The sequence below is a fragment of the Stenotrophomonas sp. LC732 genome (assembly GCF_052446685.1).
Taxonomy (GTDB): Bacteria; Pseudomonadota; Gammaproteobacteria; order Xanthomonadales; family Xanthomonadaceae; genus Stenotrophomonas; species Stenotrophomonas muris.
The window spans coordinates 4,700,954-4,718,314 of the sequence record NZ_CP199214.1; the positions used below are offsets into that span (position 1 = coordinate 4,700,954).

The window sequence follows — 17,361 nt, forward strand, 5'->3', positions numbered from 1 at the left end:
TCAGAGTCCCAGTACTTGGCGGACAGCCGCAGCGTTGCGGCTGATCTTGTTGATGACGGTGGTGTCGCTGCCTGGATCGTCCAGGTACTGATCGAGCAGGTCCGGCGATACCTGGTTGATGACGCGCAAGCCGAGCTGCGTGGCAGCGGCCATTGGCGTGGGCGACGCGGCGGTGAAGATGGGGGTGCTTGCAATCATCGGTGTGACCGCGCCGCCCTCGGCATAGCCGCGCCACCGGTCAATGGCCGCCATGCCGACCTGGTTGAAGGCTGACAGGAATGCCAGTGCGCCGGGCTGGCGGACTACCTCTTGGCGATGGACGAACTCGCCGGCGTGAACGATGCCGGCGGGCTGGTACTTGCCACCAGGACCGGTGTAGCCGCCGACCGCAAAGCTGGAAGCGGCCCCGATCGCATTTGCGGCAGCCATCGCAGCTGCTGCCGATTGCATCTGGATGGCCGCAGCGGTCACCGCCGCCGCACCGCTGATCAAGCCGGCACCGGAGGTGCCGAGTGCGGTTGCACTGGTGGCCACCGCCGTGGCGCCGGCGGTGACGCCTGCAGCTGCGCTCGACAGCGCCGCCGCCGATGCCTGGGTGGCGGCTGCAGCTGCAGCGTCAGCGCCGACGTCCACGCCCTTGTCGAACACCATCGAGGTGATCTTGCTGGCCAGGGCCTGCGACCACTGATCGGCGACGAACTCAGCCAGGCCAGTGGACACCGTCACGAAGAAGCTCCGCACCATGTCACCCAGGGAGGCGCTGCCGCTGGCCAGCGACATGAACGCCTCCTTGAAGGCGTTCTGGAACGTGGTACGGACGTTCTGCTGCAGGAGGTCCGTGGTTTGCGCCATCTCCCGCAGCTTCAGCTCGATCTGTTCGACCGCCGCCAGTGCCTCGGGGTTGCCCAGGGCCGTCGCGGCTTCCCGCATTTTCGGAACCAGTTCCCGCAGGGTGACCAGCTTGGCCTGGTACAGGTTGACGATGCGCTGCTGCGCATCCGCTTCAGTGATGAGACCGGCCTGCAGCTCGACCTGGATGCGCTGCTGCTCCAAGGCAACCTGGCCCATCGTGCGGTTGTAGGTCTCCTGCAGGCCCTTGAGCTGGGCACTGGCCTCAGTGAGCTTCATCAGCTTGGCCACGTCGGCCGCTTCGGCGCTCTTGCCTACGTTGTCCAGCTGCTGCTGCAGGCGGCCCAGCTCCTTCACCGTCTTGGCCGCCTCGGCATCGGTGCCGCTGCCCTGCAGCTGCGCCAGCTGCAGGCGCACGTCGACCATCTTCTTGGCCATCTCCACGCGCTGGCGTTCACTGTCGAGCAACTGCGCCTGGTCGACCAGCTGGGACTTCAAACCCTCGCTGGCGTTCTTGTAGGCGCCTTCCTCGATCTCATAGCGGATACGCGCGGCCTCGCCGGCCTTGGTTTCGCCCTCCTGCAGGTCGCCCAGCATGGACACCTGCTTGGCCAGGTTGTCCAGCTCGCGCTGGGCTGCGGTTTCGGCCTTCTCGCCCTCGGTCTTGCCCGGCTTGCGCGTGCGGCTGCGATCCTTGTACTGCTCCTGCAGCTGCTTGAGTGCCTTGTCATAGGCGCCGCCCTTGATGCTGCCATCGGCGCCGAAGACGACGTCGCGCAGCAGCGCCGGATCCGTGTTGCCAGCTGCAGCGCCGTCACGCAATGCGCGGAACTTCTTCCCCAGTTCGTCGACGGCCTTTGCCAGCTTCTCGGCCTTCGGTGCGCCGCTATCGAGCTGGTCCTGGATGGCCTTCGATGCGGCCACAGCCTTGCTCTGCACCTCCTGGTTGGCCTTGTCGGCCGCCGCCCGCTGTTCCAGGGCAACCTTCTCTGACTCCAGCGCGGCGATGCGAGCCTTAGTCTGCTGCTCACCCGCCGCACCTCGGGTGGCGTCACCAGGGATCGGGCTGTTGCGCAAAGCCTGGAAGAACGCCAGATCCTCACGCAGCGAGCTGAGGCGTGCCTCCACGTCAGTGCGGCCGACGTCCTTCATTGCCTGCCAGGTGCGCAGCACCGCGCCCTTTACGCCTTCCCAAGCCTGTTCAAGGAAGCCGGCCGACTGGCGGGCCTCCTCTACGCGCTGCTTGTGGACTTCCGCGAAGGCGCTGATGGCCAGACGTGCGGCGTCGGTTTGGCGCCCCTGATCCTCCAGGGCGCGAACGTGGTCGTACACCTCCAGCGTCAGGAAGTTGTACTGCTCGTTCAGCTCTGCCAGCGTTGCCGACGGCGCCTTGGCCAAGGCAATGATCTTGGCGGTCGTGTTCTCGATGCTGTCGCCGGTGAGCTTGGACAGGTTTACCGCCGCTTCGGCCGCCTCGGCAAGCGAATCACTGGCGATCCGGCCGGAGCCGGCCAGGCCGCTCAATGCCAGCTGCGCCTTGCCGTACTCGCCTGTGGTGCCGCCCACCTGGTTGCGCAGCTCGGCCAAGTGTCCGGCCGTAGTCCCCGCCGCATTGCCGGTGGCGATCAGGGACAGTTCCAGGGCGCGGTTCTCCTGATAGCCCTTGTATGCGGCGGCAGCGAACAGGCCCAGCGTGGCCACGGCACCGCCGACGGCCACGCCCAAGGCGCCAAAGCCGGCCGCGCTGCGACTGCCCAGGTTGAGCAGCATGCTGCCGGCGCCGGACACATTGCCCTGCAACAGGTTGGCGCCGACACCGGCCAAGCTCGTTCGGACCTCGCGCGCCGACAGGCTGAGATTGCGCATGCGCCGATCGGCAAGGTCGACGCCGTCGCTGAGCTGCTGCCAATGGGCACGCTGGCTGGCGATACCCACCATTGCGCGGTTGTAGGCTTCGCGCGAGATCGTGCCGGCGTCGACCGATCGCTTGAGCTTGGCTTCATCAGCATCGAGCCGGACCAGCGCAGCGTGGGCTGGGTCGTACACGCGCAGCAGCTGCTGCATTTGGCGCTCTTCCTTGGCGCGGGCGGAAGCGGCCTGCTCCTTGCTGGCCAGCAGTTGCTTCTCCTGCTTGTCCAGCTTGCCGAAGATCTCGGACTGCTCCTCCACCGAGACCAGGTTGGACCGCATCACCCGATCGAGCAGCTGCTCGGTTTCAGCCAGGTCTTCGAACGAGCGGGCACCGCGCTCGACGCGCTGCTGCAGCTCGGAGATGGACTGGATCTGCTGGGTGGTGGTGGCCTGAGAGGCATACGCGGCCTGAACCGCCTCGCGGGAAGCCTGCGCCTGCGCGGCGGTGGCGGCGGCATGCCGGGAGGCCGCCTCGCTGTTGGACTGGCTCGACTGCACCTGGGCGTCCAGTGCCCGCTTGTAGTCCAGCGATGCCTGCACCATGTCCTGGATGCGCTTGGCCGCCTGCTCGGCCGTCTCGCCCTGGCGCTGCAGGCCGGCGGCGGCGGTCTCCGCCGCCCTACCGGTCTCGGCGACGCCCTTGGCATTGCCGACCTTGGCCAGGCCATCGGCCGCCTTCTGCGCCGAGCCGCCGATCTTCTCCAGATCCTTGTCGAGGGCCTGGACCGCGCTGCCGGCCTGGCCGAGGTCCGCTCGGATCTTGAGGGCCAGTTCCATGTTGCCGGCGTTGCGGTTCACGTGATTACTCCAGTTGCTTGGATAGATCCTTGGCTACGGCACCGCCGGCGAATGCGGCATTGATGTCGTGCAGCCTGGCGCGGCGTTCCCTGCGGCTGCGCCTGTCCTCTTCCCGGAGGAAGAGCATCAGCTGCCGCTGGGTGTATCGCCCGATGTCGGCTGGGGTTCGTCCGTACCCCGCCCGGATGAGGGTTGAGTAGAGCTGGGCCCAGCCAATGACCTTGCCAGCCGCTCGGCCGCTGCCTTTCGCATCAGGCGTTCGATGAAAAAATGGCCGTTCACCTGCCACCACAGCAGCTGCAGCTGATCGCCATCGCGGTAGCCGAGACTGCTGATCCAGTCCTTGTCCTGGTCGGTCGCTGCGGCGATCAGCACCAGCACGTCATCGATGTTGCTGGCCAGAACCTCGGCCACCGCTTCCATGCTCGGGATGACGGACGCATCGCCGAAGACACGGTGCAGCCCTTCGACCAGCGGACGGATGTGGCGGTCCAGACGTGCGGCCTCGACGAAGCCGTACTCACGGACAGTGATCTCGCGCCCACCGATCACCGCCATGCTCTCCGGGTGCAGGATGGCCAAGTCGTCGGGAGCGCCCTTCTTGGGCGCTCCCTTCTTATCCGGGGCCTCGACCTTCTTGGCCATCAGGCGGCCTTCTTCTGCAGCAGGCGACCGAAGCCGCCCAGCACCGGATCGCTGGCCCTGGCCGGATCGAACAGGATCGCGGCCGACAGTGCCAGGTTGCCGTACTCCTGGTTGATCAGGCCCAGCGACTGCACCGGCGCGAAACGCGAGCGCCACAGTTCGATGACCACAGCATCGCCGGTCTCGGTGTTGATACCGTCGAACTGCAGGAACTGCACCTTGCCTGGTGCGGAGAACAGCACGGTATTCTCGACGCCTTCATAGCCATAGGCCGCCTTGAAGGGCTGCTGGAAGCTACCGAGGGTCTTGATCTCGACCACACCCTTGCTGTGGCCCACCAGCTCGTAGTTCGCGGCCGGCACCGTGACCGGGGTGGTTGCGCTGTCGGTGATGACCAGGTTGGAGGCGAACGGATGATCCAAGCGGACCTGGTCACCGACGACCAGGCCAGTCGGGAATACCTCACCGGTCACCGTGGCTGCGGCGATATCCGCCACCGTCGCCTGGAAGCCGAGAGCGAGGTTGGCAGACGACCAGTAGTCCAGCGTCAGGTTCAGCGCGGCGGTCGTGCCGGTGTCCAGGCGGCCGAGCTGCAGACGCTTGCCGGAGAACGAGTCGGTCTTGTCGGTGCTGTTGGTCGACAGCTCCAGGGTGGCTTCGGGAACGTTGCCGAGCCAGCGCAGCTTGCCGATCTTGCCATCGGGCTGAACGTCGGCGCTGCGGATGTAGCCCTGCAGCGAGAAAAGGGAACCGGTACCGGACATCGTCACTTCTCCTTCGAATCGGTGACCACGCGGTTCGCGACCAACCACTCGCGATCGGCTTCGGACACCTTGATCTTGGCCTTGGCGTCGTACTGAACGCCGGCGTGGGTGTGGGGCTTGTCGAGGGTGACCTCGACCAGCTTCTGGACGGGTGCTTCGTTCACCGCGCTGCTCCTTTGATGATGTGCTGCGTTTGATAGATGTCTGCCCACAGCGCGATGCTGGCGTTGTAGTCCTGCATGTCGCCCTGGACGAACTGGCAGGCGCGTGCGCCCGGCAGGTTCGGAACCCAGCCAATCAACGCTCCGCGAATGGCGGCCAGCACCGCCTGCAGATCCTGGCTGACCTGCTCCCCGCGCTGATCGCGGTAGTTCCGCGCCGCGACCACGACGGCAAAGCTGGCGTAGGCAATCTGGCTGCTGGGTACCTGCTGGCCCGGAGGGGCGACGCCCTGCTGTTGCGAGACCGCCTTTTCTCGGGCCAGCACCAGGTAGGCGCACGGCGCCGGGAAGTCCTGGAGTGACTGCACGGCGTGGTAGTCGGCCGCGCCTTTGATAGACCGCAGCGTTTGGTTCTCCAGCAGCTTGGCCGCCACCAGGCGCTCGCGGACCAGCTCGACGTCGAAGGGCGCGGCGCTCACTTGCCGTAGTCCTCCAGCGTGGTGTGGGTGAACTGCCGTTCCGGCGCACACCACTCGGGTGAGCCGCTGCTGGGCGGCGGGAGTGGATCGTCGACGCCCAGTGAGAACTTGCCGTCCCTGGTCAGCTCCAGAAAGCGCAGGGCCTCCTTGTAGTCGCGGACAACAGGGTCTGTGCGGTCCTCGGTGTTGACCCGATCCTTGTGCAGCAGGTAGCGGGCGATCCAGCGCGCCCAGGTGGGAACGATCGTCGGAACCGGATTGAGCGGCACCGTGTAGGGCACAGGCTTTCGCACGACCAGGTAGCCATTGATCACGCCGTCGGCATCGTCCAGGGCGCGCTGCACGTGCGCCGCTGCCTGGTCGGCGATCGCAATGTCCGCAGGATCGTAGCCACTGCGATCATCGCCAAGGAGCGTGGCGTCCATCAGCGCCTCATCGACGATGCGGAACCGCTCCGGGGTGGCCACCTCGGCCAACTCCCTGGCGAGCTTGGCGGCCGACAGCAGGGGTAGCGTGCAGTAAGACATGGCGGCCTTCAGACGTGGTCGAAGGGTTCGGCCGGTTCGGTGCCGAGCACGCCGGCGGCCTGGTAGATCGCCGCGTCGTCCTCGGACATTTCGATCCAGGCGGGCGGCTTCAGGACGCTGCCCCGGAACTTGAACGGAGTCAGCACCTCGAAACAGACGCGCGCCGGCGCATCGTCGTCGTGCGCATTGACGTCGGCGTCGCGGCCGGCAGCGGCATTGGCTGTGCCACTGGCTTCGGAGGTGGTCGGCGGCGCAGATGCGGAAGCGACGCCGCCGGCATCAGGAGCCTGATCGTTCGCGGCCGGATCCAGCGCCGGGCCGGCGCCCGAGCCCGACGATGCGGCAGCGTCGACATCGGCATCGGCTGGAGGATCCAGCTGCGTCGATGCGGTCTCTGCGGGCTTCTCTTCCGTGACGGCCGGGGCAGCGGCCGGCTTGCTGTCCTGGACGGTCTTGGGTGCGCTGGACGGCGCGGTGCGGGGCTTGGCCACGACGGGGTCTCCGAATAGGTGTGGTGCCGTTCTCTCCGGCTGTCACGCATGGTTCTTCGTGCTGCGCACGATCAGGCCCGCGTTCGCCTGCTGCTGCCGCTCGCTGGGTTGTACGGATGAGCGACAGCCAATCCGGCGACGTCCTGTCGCCGGCGGCGTATTACAGGCCGGCGCCCTGGATCAGGTAGCCGGCGGCCATTCCGGCAAGGACCGGCGACGCATCGTTGCTGACGCCATAGATCCAGCTCTTGGCGTTCTTGTCGTAGTACGGCTCCTCGACCAGCGGCATGCCTTCAATGCGGTAGCCATAGCCGTAGCTCGGCTCCTCGGCATTGGCATTCACGTCGGAACCGGGGCTGACATAGGCCAGCACCACAGAAGTACCCCACACGTCGCCGAACTCGTCGTTCGCACCAGCGACGACGCCCGCGCCCACCACGATGTTCTCGATCTCGAATACCTGACGGAGCAGATCCAGGGTGACTTTGCGGATACCGCTGTCGGCCGAACGCGCGATGATCTTGGGATGGCGCTTGAGCTTGCTGAAGGCGGTGGCCGACAGGAGCATCGTGTTGGGATAGAGACCGATGCTGGCGCGGACAGCTTCCTTACCGGTCTCGACGTCACTGGCCGGGTCGGAGGCATCGTTCGACCAGACGTCGGTGCCGGTCAGGGTCACCTTGTGGTCGTTGTCGTAGTTGCTGGCATTGGTGGCGATGCCGGCACATTCGACTTCGTACTCCAGCAGCTGCGAGCGCAGCACGACATTGACGGCACGGGTCGCCAGGTTGATGCCCGGCACTGCATTGGCGTCGCGCATGTGTTCGCGCGGCACCACCGCTTCCAGCGAGCTGGGGATGATGCTGTACGGCTTGCCTTCATAGCCGAAGCGGACGCGCTTGGTGGCCGCGCCCGGTGCGCGCTTGGAGTTGTAGACCTTGAAGGACTCCTTGCCGAACTCGATGACCCGGCCGCCGTAGGCAGCAACGTCGGCGAAGGGGAACAGGACGGATGCGACGAGCTGCGCCTGGCGGTAGCCACGGGCGTGTTCGGAGAGGATCGGGTCAACGACGCGAACCTGGCCGGGGGTCATCTGTGCGGACATTACTTGGTCTCCTACGGCGAGGTGCCGATCAATTCGGGATGAGGATCACTTCCAGCACGTCGCCATCGGCGGTAGCGCTGGAACCGGGCGCCGCACGGGCGACGACCTTGCCGGTGTCGGCGGTCAGCGCTTTGCCATCGGCACCGACCTGGATGGATGCGCCGGCAGCGATGGAACCGCCGGCCACCACCTGGGTGGTACCGAGGACGTCGACCGGCGCCAGCTCGCCGATGGCGGCATTGGAGCGGGTGACGCCATAGCTGTTGCCACCGGCAGCAGCCACACCACCGGCGGGCGAAACGAAGCGGTTGGCAACGAGCGCTGCGGTGGCCTTCACGGACAACGTGAGCAGGGCGATGTTCTGCGACATGGTTCTCTCCTGGGAAAGTGGGTTAGCCGCCAACCGCTGCAACCGCATCGGCCCACGAAGTGCCGGGGTGCTGCAGCTGGTGGGCCTTGGCCTTGTTGAACAGCACCGCTCGGTCCGGCGACACGGTGGAGCCGAGCGGCGCCGAGAAGTTGGCCGGCGATTCGACGCCCTGGTCGCCAGACTTCTCGGAGAAATCGATCGCCTTCGGCATCGCCGTGAGCAGCTCGCGCAGCACCTGTTCCGCCGGCTTGGAGACCTGGTTGTCACCTTCGGCGAAGTTCAGCGCCTGGCCGCCGGCAGGCAGCGCCAGCAGCAGCTCGACGACGCCCGCCTTCTGGCGCGGCAGCAATTTGCCTTCGGTGACCAGGGTTTCGGCGAAGCTCGCCGCATCCTCGCGACGTGCGGCTTCTTCACGGGCGGCGAGCGCCTTCTCGCGCGTGTCCAGGGCGGCAGTCTGCGCCTGGATTTCCTGCTCGCGCTGGGCGATCTGTTCCGGGGTCTGCTGTGACATGGGATTCTCCGAGGTTGTTTCATCAATGGGTGCCGCAAAAGACGTCGGCGAAAGACCCGCACTGTCGTCCGGCTCACGGGTGCTTTCAGTGACCTCGCGGATCTGCCATTGCGGGATGATCTTGTCGGCGGTTTCCAGCCCATCACGGTCGATGAGGTAGTCGCGCAACGACTGCAGCAAGGAGCCAAACGTCCAGCCCAGGCGCGCGAGCGGCTGCGAGAAGCAGACGGCCTCTTCGCCGTCAGCGAAGGACGCGAATTTGAGGCCCTTGACCGCCGGCGGCTGGGCGCCCAGGAAGCCGATGTGCCGCAGGTAGAACTTGCCTGGTGTCGGATTGCCTGGGGTATTGGGCAGGAAGATCGACGCGCTGATCTTCTTGAAGCGCCCCTTGTTGACCATGCTGGCGAAGTCAGGGTCGACCTGGTGCGGCTGGGCGAACAGCACGCCATCGCGGCACTCCAGGGCCTTGCCCCAGCCGTATGCCGGCAGATCAGCCTTGGGATGACCGACGACGATTGGCGCTTCGTGCAGATCGACACTGTACGTCTGTGCAATCTGCTGAACGTCCTCTTCGGTGAAGGTGTAGGAATTCCCGTCTTCGGCGACGTGGGTTCCTGCCTTGAAGATTTGCAGTGCGGCGGCGGGCTGGTTCATGCCGCCATGTTCCTGTTGCGATCGCGTCAGGTCATTTGCACGGGTTCACAGCTTTTTCGGGTCGCACGCGCGCGACTGTAGGCAGGCCACCCGCATCATCGCCTTCGAAGCGGGAAGGATCGCGCAGAAAGCGGTGTCTGACACTTGCGGCACATTAACAATGCATCACCGTGCCACTCAGCACGTCATCGGGCGCAGCGGCGCGCTGTTGCGCTCACTCCGAAAACAACCCTGCCACGTGATCGGAGGCAATGAGGATGACCTCTTGCTCGTCCTCTGTGGACAGGCCAAGCCACGGGCGCGCGGGAATGCCGATCGTGTACGCCGGCAACGTCACCCACTGAGCGAAGTTGGATTGGCGCCGCTTCACGAACTGCGTTCCGACTTCGCCATCCCGGCCCTGACGGAAGTACACCTGGGTAGAGCGTGCAGGCCTGTTGATCGCGCCGCCGAACTGGTGGATAGCGCCGTAAGGTGCGTTGGTGCCTACCAGCAGCGTGTCACCCACCACTTGATGCGCGAGCTGGTCACCGAGCATGTGGAAGTCGAAGCGGAGCATCGGAACGCCCGGACGCTTGCGTTCCTTGTAGCGCCGGTAGCTTGGCGAGAGTGGTGCCCAAGGGGCGCCGTCCGGCGACACCTGGCGTGCGGCACGGTCGCGCGTAGAGCGCAATAGGTACTCGCCGATATCCTCCAGCAACGGCTGCAACGCGTCGTTGCGCAGCCCTTTGGCAGCATTGCGCAACGCAGGGCCGGCAGTGTCCTTGGTGATTTCAACGCGCGCGGCCATCAGGGGATCTCACCTTGAATCAGCTGCCAGCTCCCGTCGTCGACCAGGCGGTGGAGCTTCCTCGCTGCGACCATTTCTGCCTGCTTGATCAGATTTGGAACGCCTGCTTCTGCCTGGATCTTGACGTCAACGATCAAGCGCTGTCGCTGCCGATCCCCCTGAAGAACAAAGCGCACGATGCTGGCGGCAGCGTCGTACAACAGCGCAAAGGGTGAGCGCATTGCGCTGGCCAGCGTTGGGAAGTGGGACGGCGGCACCTTGTCCAGTACGTCGGCGGACTCGATGGCGATCGCCGCCGAGCCCAGCTCGGCCGCCTTGCCCAGCAGCGCATCGACTGCACTCGCCTGTAGGGCACCGACGAGGTACTGGCCTGCGTGTGTGCGGCCAGCTGCAGCTGCTGCACGCCACTCGGCCAGGCCGGCCTGTATCGCGCCCAGCGCACGGGGGCGCTCCAGCACCTGGGCAGCAGTACGTGCTGCCGGGTTTGCAGGCAGGCGCACATTCCTGCGCAGCGCACCCTGCAGCGCCTCTTCGATGCCGCTGCCCAGCGCAGGCGGTGTCTGCGGTCCGCCTCTGCTGCTCGGCCAACCATCCAAGCTGCGGCCAGGGGCATAGCCGAAGCCCGGATCCACACCGACCGGCGTTTCAACCAGGAACGGACCGCCTGGGCTGCGCTGCCCGACCAGGCGCTGCTCAAACTCGATAGGAGGAGCCTTGTCCGGCCCATCCTTGCCCAACCGCGCCAGATCGCGGTCGTTGAGCGCCTCGACATAGCACTGGCAGCCCCAGCCATTGGCGGGGAAGTACCACTGCCACCAGGGATCGTCGCAATGCAGGACAATCCCATCCCAAGCCTGGTGCAAGGGCCTCGGGGTTTCGACGGCGTCGCTATGGCGGTAGCGCCACCAGGGCCTGGACTTCTTCAGAGCCTGCAGCTGATGCCAACGGCCCGCGTTGTAGCTCTGGCGGAGGTTGGTCTCGTAGATGACGCGGCTGCGCCAGTTGCGTCCACCGTTGTAGTCCCAGCCATGCGTGGCCACGATGCTGTCGAAGTCGCGGCGGAACTGCTCCAGGGTAGTGCCATCTTCTTTAGCCTTCAGGATGGCAGCGGCGAAGTCGGCCACCAGCTCGTCGCGGTTGGCACCGGCGACCATGAAGCCCTGGTCATGTTCCGACTCCCATACGTCCAGCCAGCTTTCCGTGACGATGTTTCGCTTACGCCGGAAGAACGCGATCTGCTGGGCGAAAGGAACTGTGCCGTAGCCAACACCAGCCATCGATCAGCTCCCGATCGACTGCTGGACGTCATCGCGGCCACGCAGGTGCGCTGCGGCGAGACCCTGGGCTGTAGCCGTCGCAAACTCCTCCAGGCTCATATCCGGTGCCCGTGCCAGCACCTGTTCGTACAGATCCTCCAGAGATGTCGCCTCCTCCGTAAGCTCACGGAGGGTGGCCACCCATTGCTCACCTGCAGGCCGCGTCACACGATCGAGCTGGGCAGCCATGCTATCGGCCGCCCTGCCAACCGCATCTGCGAAAGCGGCGGGATGATGGCGTTGCAGCAGTGAGAGGATGGACGCAGAAGGGTCCGCGAATGCCGGTCCGGCGATCGCGCTGGAATCAAGAGGCGGCACTGCGGCGGGAGCCCCGACCTCGACCCATTCACCACCATAGGTGTCCTGGACGTGCTTGAGGGTGGGCTTGAAGCCAAGGCGCGATACCGTCTCTTCGCGCTTCGCTCGGCTTTCCAGATCCTCAGCCTCCTCCGTGACGCGGTACACGCGAGGGATTGCAGCACCGGGGAAATTCCACTCCGTGATCCAGCGGGCGGGACCAGTGTTGAAGGACTCGCACACCAGGTCGGCATCGGCCTTGATGATGTCAGCACGCACGTCGGCCTGCAGGTCGTCATTCCCCAGCCGTCCGGCGGTGCCTTGGGTGCTGGCTGTCTGACCCAGGACGACCTTTTGAATGGCCGCGTCCATCGCATCCTGCAGAGCCTTGTAGTCGGCGGTGCCGCTGCGCCCAGCGGCCAACAGCTCCAACACCATGCCATCCGGCAAGATCACACCGGAATCGGTGGTGATGGCGCGGGTGGCCTGGAGCAGCTTTGCCTTCTCGGAATCAGTTGCGTCCGACCCATACTTGCCCACGGCAGTAGGCATGCCGAACTTCTCCAGGAAGATCAGCCAGAACTTCATGCCGTTCCGTTTGAACAGCACCGGCCAGTAGAGCCAATGCGCAAGACCCAGGCCGTAGGGTTCATCGTCGTGGTCAGCACCGGCGCAGAAGCTCCAGAAGTACGGCGCCTGGGCCGGCACGCCCTCCAGCATGTTGTTCATGGTCAACATGCGCAGATCGCCCTCCTTGCCGAATCGGAATCGGCGGCGATTGCGCACTTTGATCGCCTTGAAGCCAATGCGGTCGCCCACGCGCTCGTAGATCAGCTCTGCCACTGCGTAGCCATAGAAGACGCCGGTCAGCATCTTCGTCGTCACGTTGTCCCAGCCGATCTTGTCCAGTTGCGTCTTCAGGAAGTCGGCGGCTTCCTGGTCGATAGGCCGATCTCCGCCTGCGTCGACCTGGTACTCGCACTGGGTAACTGCCAGCTGGCGCTGACCAAAGGTGGACTTCACCTCGGGATCGGAGAACACCTGCTCGTAGATCAGAAGGTCGCTGGTGCCGCGCGAGCGAAGCACGCTGTCGTAGGGACGCAGCAGCGGACCGGTGTATCCACGAGTGATGTCGATTCCATCCGCGGTGGTTGCGATCTCTCGGCCGATCTCAGGGCGCGCCTGGTTCATACATAACCTCCAAAGTCATTGCCACCAGCCACAGTGCCGAAGCCGTCATCGCTAATGCGCAGGGGGCCATCGGCCGAGGCTGCGAAGCTCCCACGCGCACCGGTGGACTGAAACTCAATTGGAACTCGCGTCACGTGGTTGAGCGCCGCGAACTGTGTCAAGGCACCAGCAATAGCGCCGTCGCCGTGGCGCACCAGCTCCGGATCCTGCAGATCCTTGCGCTCCAGTTTCGGCACCATCGGAATGCCGTCGACGTACTCGACCGCTCGGTGGTCATCCTCCAGCGAGGCGTCCCTGGGAAGGCTGATGAAGCCATCCTCAAATAGCGAGATGTACTTGGGCATCCATTCGCCGTACCAAGGCCGCGACAGCGTCACCTCATGGATGGGGCCGCCCTTGTAGCGCCCGGCTTCCTTGTCCAGCTCGGCCCGACCGTATCGGTCGCCGGTGTACTCCATCAGCGTCTGGCCGGGGCCGGTGGCATCCCCTGCGAACGTCCAGCGCCCTGTAGCTTCCGTCTTCAGGAAGTCCAGCAGCGCCCACAGGATCTGCTCCTGCTGGCGGGTGGGAGCATTGGCCAGCTCGATCAGGAACGGCACTATCCGGCGCAGATCCTGCTCGATTCGCGCGGGCATAATCACCGAGAAGTGGCGATGGCGGGCGAAGTCCATGCCAACCGCCCAGCGGCCTGTGAATCCCTTGGCGGCGGTCCTCAGCGCCGGTATCAGCTGCGTGGCAATCCAAGACGCGCACCACACCTCGCGCTCCTTCTCGGGGCGCTTCGGGAAGTCGTCATCGAAGACGATCCGCAGTACCGGCCGGGTCTCCGCCATTGCGCGGTCCAGCCACACCGAAGGAATGGCCGAACCCTCGCCGTCGCGGGGGATGACGTCCAGCTCCTCGCGCATCGCAGCCTTGCGCGGCCCGTAGGCGGAACGGATCGCGTTGTACCACTCGCGCTTCCCATCCGGCGTGGCGATCTTGCCGCGCATGGCGCAGGCCCGCTCGTAAAGGCCGTTGGCCACGGCATCGTCGAAGCTGATCCGAATGACCTTCGCCTTTGCGCCATAGCGCCCCGCGCGGATGTCCTGCACGAGCTGGTTGAACGGGTTCTTCTTACCCCTGTGGGTTGACCATACCCGGATGCGGCCGCCCCAGATGAGCAGTGCAGTTGCCGACTCCAGTACCTTGGCGACGTCCTTGTGGAGCGCTGCTTCGTCCAGGTCGACCACGCCCTGCAGGCCGTGGATGTTTTCGGGACGCGAGGACAGGGCGGTGACACGGAACCCGCTGGCGAAGCGGACGCGGAACGCTTGGATCTGGCGGCTTGTGCCGTCAGGCGCCTGGTCCTGGAAAATGTGCTGTTCAACACGTGATGCCTGCCCGCGCGCAATGATCGGTGCGAACTTGGCAACGTAGCCAATGAACTCCAGACCTTTCTCTTTCGTGTCGGCCATGTACCACACGTTGTCACCGCCGGCTTCCTTGGAAGAAGCGGCGGTGATCGTGTCGGTCAGCGCCTGCGCAAAGGTGATGCCGGTGCGACGCCCCTTCTCGCATACCGCAATATCCAGCCATTCCTGCATCCGGATCCATTCGGACTGGTGGGCCATCAGCACGCCGGCCTCACGCGGATCGAAGTTGGACGAAATGGTGCGGACGCTTTCCGGAAGGTCATCCCAATCCAGAACGCGCTCGGTATCCGGCAGTGGCGTCAGCTCGGACACTTAGCCGACTCCCTGCAGTACGGTGTTCCGCCAGAAGGCTACGTCGTCAGCGCCAAGGCCTCGCGCACGTGCCGCGTCCTCCACTCGCTGCGAAGCCTCCTGAAGCGCCTTCTCCCGCACCTCAGTTGCCCACTTGTGGCGGTTCACACTGGCACGGCTGAGGGTGGCGATGTTCTTGGCCGCCTTTCCCAGGAGCGCGATGCGCTTACCAGGATCCATTCCATCTTCGTCACCCTCTTCCAGCTCCTGCAGCGCCAACAGCGCGTCGAAGATCTCGGTCTGAACGATGCTGATAATCGCGTTGCTGCGCTCGTCGGCATCATCAGGCGCGGCCTGGCTGATCAGGCGCGCCGCTTCGGTGCTGGCCTTGACTGCAGCCAGCCGCCGCTCCAGCTTCTGGCCATAAGCGCCGACGGCACTCTTGCCGATGCTGAAACCCTTCTCAGTGAGCCATTCGGCCAGCCCGACGTACCCGCCGAAGCCGGAGGCAATCAGGCGGGTATCCAGCTCGGCGCGGATGTCCTGGGGAAGCTGATCGATCTTGCTGGCCGGGGGCATGGCGTCACCAGTACCGTTCTGGCCGAGCGATGCCGGGATCGCACTGCGCGGTGTACTCGGCGATATCGGTGCCGAGGCGGGTCATGTCGGCATGCCAGCGTCCATCCGGGCGCTTGTCCAGCTCGATCATGCGGCGGTCTTCCAGATAGTCCAGGGCGCGACGCACCTCCAGCTGGGTGGCATCGGGATACAGGGCGTGCGCGATGCTGAGGAGAATCTCCTCGTAGGCGCCGTAGGGGGCCGCGTTGTGCAGACCCAACAGCATCACCCAGCGCAGGTTCTCCCGCCGAACTTTGTCCATGTCCAACTTAATGCTCACGTCTTGCTCCTTGGATCTGGATCGACTTGATCTCTGAGTTGATCGCGTCGAGCTTTGCCTCAATGACCGTCTGGCTTCGGATGTGGTCGTCTCTTCGCACGTACTCCCTAGCCAGTTCCGCACGCAGTCCCAGCAGGTCCAGCTCCTGCTTGCGCCAGCCCTCGGCCGCCTTCTCAAACCCAGCCATACGCTGGTCGATGCTCGCCTTGATCTGGCTGATGCCCCACTTGACCAGGCCGACCAGCGTCCCGAGAAGTGCGAGCACAAGCGAAAGGGCCTGCCACAACTCCAGCGAGATCTTCATTTCGTGGCGTCTCCGCCACTGAGATTGGGCTGTGACATTTTTCTGGCGCCACTGAGCCGTTCCGATGTCGCGCGATCGTCGTTGACCCGCTGCAGCAACTGCTGCCAGGCGGCCTCTCGCACGATCGCGTCAATCGCGCATGGAGTGAGCGTGCCGTCGTGCAGACGGCACAGCGGCGGCGGTGGGGCCGGGGCCTGGAGCGGATCGGTGAGTGCCGGCGGCAGCTCGACGTAGACCAGGACCGGCCACTCGACCAGTTCAGTGCGGGTCAGCGGTTGCTTGGTCTCCCCACAGCCCGCGAGCAAGAGCAGCGCACACAGGAGTGGTGCGAAGCACGTTGCAGTCTTCATCGGAATCCACCTTCTTGGTCAGGGCCTGCTGGCGCTGTGCCGCCAGGCGTTCGAGTTGAGCGATGCGGTCTGCGCGGGCATCCAGTTCGGCGATTGCTGCGCGCTGTTGGGCCAGCTTCGTATCTGCCTCCCGTTTGAGGGCGGCCCGCAGGGTGGCAGCGGCATCGGCGTTGCCGGCGGCGACGTTGCGCGCGGTATCGCGCTCGGCGCTGAGTGCGATGACCTGGTCGGACAAAGCGTTGACCCGATCGACCTGGCTTCCCGCGCCCCACCGGTGGCCCAGCCAGAGCCCCAAGAAGAAGGCGACAACCACCACGGCCAGGGCGAACCGCACCACGACCGGACCCGTGGCAGCACCCACGACGTGCTTGGCGGTCAGGTGCGGGTTCACGCACTCACCGCCTTGCGGGCACGGCGCAGGCGCCACCAGGTGAAGATGCTGGCGCCAGCCAGTGCCATCACACCGACGGCAATCGCAAGGCGCAACCAGCTGGGCATGCCGGTGGTGGCCTGCGCCACAGCATTGACCTGCTGGATCGCGGGCAGCACGCCCTGGATGACCGGCTGCAGCTGCTGCGCGGCTTCCACGGCGGCCATCGTGCCGCCCGCTGCGGCTGCAGTGGCAGCAGCCGTGGTGACCGACGAAGGCACGGCAACCAGTGGCTTCGCGCCGGGGTTGACGACGCCGGCCAGGCGCAGCCCCTCCTCGATCACGTCCGGGCTGTAGGGCTGCTGGCCGTTCTCGTGGCGAATGATGGCCTCGACCATCGGGCGCATGCGGCGGTATTCGTGGGTGTTGATGAACTGGGTCGGGGCGACGCCGACGGCCCCAGCCACAGCGCCAACGTAGGCGTCGGTGTTGTTCTCGCTCGGCGGCGCCCAGCGATCAATGAGCTGCCGCACGGTGCTGCAGCCGTGCTTGTCCTGGTAGTTGATCAGCAGCAGGGCCATCGCGCGGATACCCCAGGCCGGCGCCGAGAACACTTCGAAGCGCTTTTCGTTGCGCTGCTCCTCGGTCATTCGCTCTCGGGGCATGCGTCCCTGCCATTTGTTGGCAGGGTTGCGCTCGATGTTGCCCGGATTGTTGTTGCGGATGCCGCGCGTGCTCTTGGTCGTCATGGCCTGCTCCTGGAATAGAAGGGCCGACGGGACACGACGAGGAGCGCCCGTCGACCAGGCGCGCCCCGAACGCGCCGAATCGATGGGATGCAGTCTCTATTTCGACAGCGCGCAGGTCATTTGCA

Annotated in this window: 19 protein-coding genes; all 19 read right to left on the reverse strand. The window is 65.4% G+C overall.

All coding sequences use genetic code 11. From position 1 onward, the window contains the following. On the reverse strand, positions 1–3,558 hold the full coding sequence (locus ACT6SE_RS22060; RefSeq protein ID WP_052728148.1) for a phage tail length tape measure family protein: 3,558 nt from the start codon (positions 3,556–3,558) through the stop codon (positions 1–3). Positions 3,559–3,684: 126 nt separating this feature from the next. After that, complete coding sequence (locus tag ACT6SE_RS22065; RefSeq protein ID WP_046428317.1) at positions 3,685–4,203, reverse strand: DUF6631 family protein; 519 nt, start codon at positions 4,201–4,203, stop codon at positions 3,685–3,687. Continuing rightward, on the reverse strand, positions 4,203–4,967 hold the full coding sequence (locus tag ACT6SE_RS22070; protein WP_046428318.1) for a phage tail tube protein: 765 nt from the start codon (positions 4,965–4,967) through the stop codon (positions 4,203–4,205). The genes ACT6SE_RS22065 and ACT6SE_RS22070 overlap by 1 nt, the downstream gene beginning before the upstream one ends. A gap of 2 nt (positions 4,968–4,969) precedes the next feature. Then, complete coding sequence (locus ACT6SE_RS22075; RefSeq protein ID WP_444811067.1) at positions 4,970–5,131, reverse strand: DUF7210 family protein; 162 nt, start codon at positions 5,129–5,131, stop codon at positions 4,970–4,972. Beyond that, complete coding sequence (locus ACT6SE_RS22080) at positions 5,128–5,607, reverse strand: phage tail terminator protein (protein WP_046428320.1); 480 nt, start codon at positions 5,605–5,607, stop codon at positions 5,128–5,130. Before ACT6SE_RS22080 ends, ACT6SE_RS22075 begins: the two co-directional genes overlap by 4 nt. Continuing rightward, on the reverse strand, positions 5,604–6,134 hold the full coding sequence (locus tag ACT6SE_RS22085) for a gp436 family protein (protein ID WP_046428323.1): 531 nt from the start codon (positions 6,132–6,134) through the stop codon (positions 5,604–5,606). The genes ACT6SE_RS22080 and ACT6SE_RS22085 overlap by 4 nt, the downstream gene beginning before the upstream one ends. 8 nt (positions 6,135–6,142) lie before the next feature. Beyond that, positions 6,143–6,625: a hypothetical protein gene (locus ACT6SE_RS22090; protein ID WP_046428326.1), complete on the reverse strand. Its 483-nt coding sequence runs from the start codon at positions 6,623–6,625 to the stop codon at positions 6,143–6,145. Between the two features lie 160 nt (positions 6,626–6,785). After that, positions 6,786–7,730 carry a major capsid protein gene (locus tag ACT6SE_RS22095; protein ID WP_032960531.1) on the reverse strand — a complete coding sequence of 315 codons (945 nt, stop codon included), beginning with the start codon at positions 7,728–7,730 and terminating at the stop codon, positions 6,786–6,788. A 28-nt stretch (positions 7,731–7,758) separates the two neighbouring features. Further along, positions 7,759–8,100: a capsid cement protein gene (locus ACT6SE_RS22100; RefSeq protein WP_046428332.1), complete on the reverse strand. Its 342-nt coding sequence runs from the start codon at positions 8,098–8,100 to the stop codon at positions 7,759–7,761. A gap of 22 nt (positions 8,101–8,122) precedes the next feature. Then, entirely contained in the window at positions 8,123–9,265 is a 1,143-nt protein-coding gene (locus ACT6SE_RS22105; protein WP_444811068.1) for a hypothetical protein, read from the reverse strand. A gap of 214 nt (positions 9,266–9,479) precedes the next feature. Then, the gene (locus tag ACT6SE_RS22110) at positions 9,480–10,055 is read right to left on the reverse strand and encodes a phage virion morphogenesis protein (protein ID WP_046428338.1); all 576 of its coding nucleotides are present in this window, start codon (positions 10,053–10,055) and stop codon (positions 9,480–9,482) included. After that, positions 10,055–11,332 carry a phage head morphogenesis protein gene (locus ACT6SE_RS22115; protein WP_046428341.1) on the reverse strand — a complete coding sequence of 426 codons (1,278 nt, stop codon included), beginning with the start codon at positions 11,330–11,332 and terminating at the stop codon, positions 10,055–10,057. Before ACT6SE_RS22115 ends, ACT6SE_RS22110 begins: the two co-directional genes overlap by 1 nt. Positions 11,333–11,335: 3 nt before the next feature. Further along, positions 11,336–12,859: a DUF935 domain-containing protein gene (locus ACT6SE_RS22120; RefSeq protein ID WP_046428344.1), complete on the reverse strand. Its 1,524-nt coding sequence runs from the start codon at positions 12,857–12,859 to the stop codon at positions 11,336–11,338. Continuing rightward, the gene (locus ACT6SE_RS22125) at positions 12,856–14,586 is read right to left on the reverse strand and encodes a hypothetical protein (RefSeq protein ID WP_444811069.1); all 1,731 of its coding nucleotides are present in this window, start codon (positions 14,584–14,586) and stop codon (positions 12,856–12,858) included. Before ACT6SE_RS22125 ends, ACT6SE_RS22120 begins: the two co-directional genes overlap by 4 nt. After that, positions 14,587–15,144 carry a DUF3486 family protein gene (locus tag ACT6SE_RS22130; RefSeq protein ID WP_046428350.1) on the reverse strand — a complete coding sequence of 186 codons (558 nt, stop codon included), beginning with the start codon at positions 15,142–15,144 and terminating at the stop codon, positions 14,587–14,589. A gap of 4 nt (positions 15,145–15,148) precedes the next feature. Next, complete coding sequence (locus tag ACT6SE_RS22135; protein WP_225792080.1) at positions 15,149–15,463, reverse strand: DUF4423 domain-containing protein; 315 nt, start codon at positions 15,461–15,463, stop codon at positions 15,149–15,151. Further along, positions 15,453–15,767 (reverse strand): hypothetical protein, encoded by a 315-nt coding sequence (locus ACT6SE_RS22140; protein ID WP_046428354.1) that lies wholly within the window; start codon positions 15,765–15,767, stop codon positions 15,453–15,455. Before ACT6SE_RS22140 ends, ACT6SE_RS22135 begins: the two co-directional genes overlap by 11 nt. A 258-nt stretch (positions 15,768–16,025) precedes the next feature. Further along, on the reverse strand, positions 16,026–16,508 hold the full coding sequence (locus tag ACT6SE_RS22145) for a hypothetical protein (protein WP_046428357.1): 483 nt from the start codon (positions 16,506–16,508) through the stop codon (positions 16,026–16,028). After that, positions 16,505–17,236: a hypothetical protein gene (locus ACT6SE_RS22150; protein WP_046428360.1), complete on the reverse strand. Its 732-nt coding sequence runs from the start codon at positions 17,234–17,236 to the stop codon at positions 16,505–16,507. Before ACT6SE_RS22150 ends, ACT6SE_RS22145 begins: the two co-directional genes overlap by 4 nt. Between the last annotated feature and the right edge of the window lie 125 nt (positions 17,237–17,361).

What these genes read in the sequence shown, in the direction of transcription:
- ACT6SE_RS22065 (WP_046428317.1), bottom strand. Translation starts at nt 4,203, where the DNA reads ATGGCCAAGAAGGTCGAGGCCCCGGATAAGAAGGGAGCGCCCAAGAAG.
- ACT6SE_RS22070 (WP_046428318.1), bottom strand. Translation starts at nt 4,967, where the DNA reads ATGTCCGGTACCGGTTCCCTTTTCTCGCTGCAGGGCTACATCCGCAGC.
- ACT6SE_RS22085 (WP_046428323.1), bottom strand. Translation starts at nt 6,134, where the DNA reads ATGTCTTACTGCACGCTACCCCTGCTGTCGGCCGCCAAGCTCGCCAGG.
- ACT6SE_RS22095 (WP_032960531.1), bottom strand. Translation starts at nt 7,730, where the DNA reads ATGTCCGCACAGATGACCCCCGGCCAGGTTCGCGTCGTTGACCCGATC.
- ACT6SE_RS22100 (WP_046428332.1), bottom strand. Translation starts at nt 8,100, where the DNA reads ATGTCGCAGAACATCGCCCTGCTCACGTTGTCCGTGAAGGCCACCGCA.
- ACT6SE_RS22105 (WP_444811068.1), bottom strand. Translation starts at nt 9,265, where the DNA reads ATGAACCAGCCCGCCGCCGCACTGCAAATCTTCAAGGCAGGAACCCAC.
- ACT6SE_RS22110 (WP_046428338.1), bottom strand. Translation starts at nt 10,055, where the DNA reads ATGGCCGCGCGCGTTGAAATCACCAAGGACACTGCCGGCCCTGCGTTG.
- ACT6SE_RS22115 (WP_046428341.1), bottom strand. Translation starts at nt 11,332, where the DNA reads ATGGCTGGTGTTGGCTACGGCACAGTTCCTTTCGCCCAGCAGATCGCG.
- ACT6SE_RS22120 (WP_046428344.1), bottom strand. Translation starts at nt 12,859, where the DNA reads ATGAACCAGGCGCGCCCTGAGATCGGCCGAGAGATCGCAACCACCGCG.
- ACT6SE_RS22130 (WP_046428350.1), bottom strand. Translation starts at nt 15,144, where the DNA reads ATGCCCCCGGCCAGCAAGATCGATCAGCTTCCCCAGGACATCCGCGCC.
- ACT6SE_RS22140 (WP_046428354.1), bottom strand. Translation starts at nt 15,767, where the DNA reads ATGAAGATCTCGCTGGAGTTGTGGCAGGCCCTTTCGCTTGTGCTCGCA.
- ACT6SE_RS22150 (WP_046428360.1), bottom strand. Translation starts at nt 17,236, where the DNA reads ATGACGACCAAGAGCACGCGCGGCATCCGCAACAACAATCCGGGCAAC.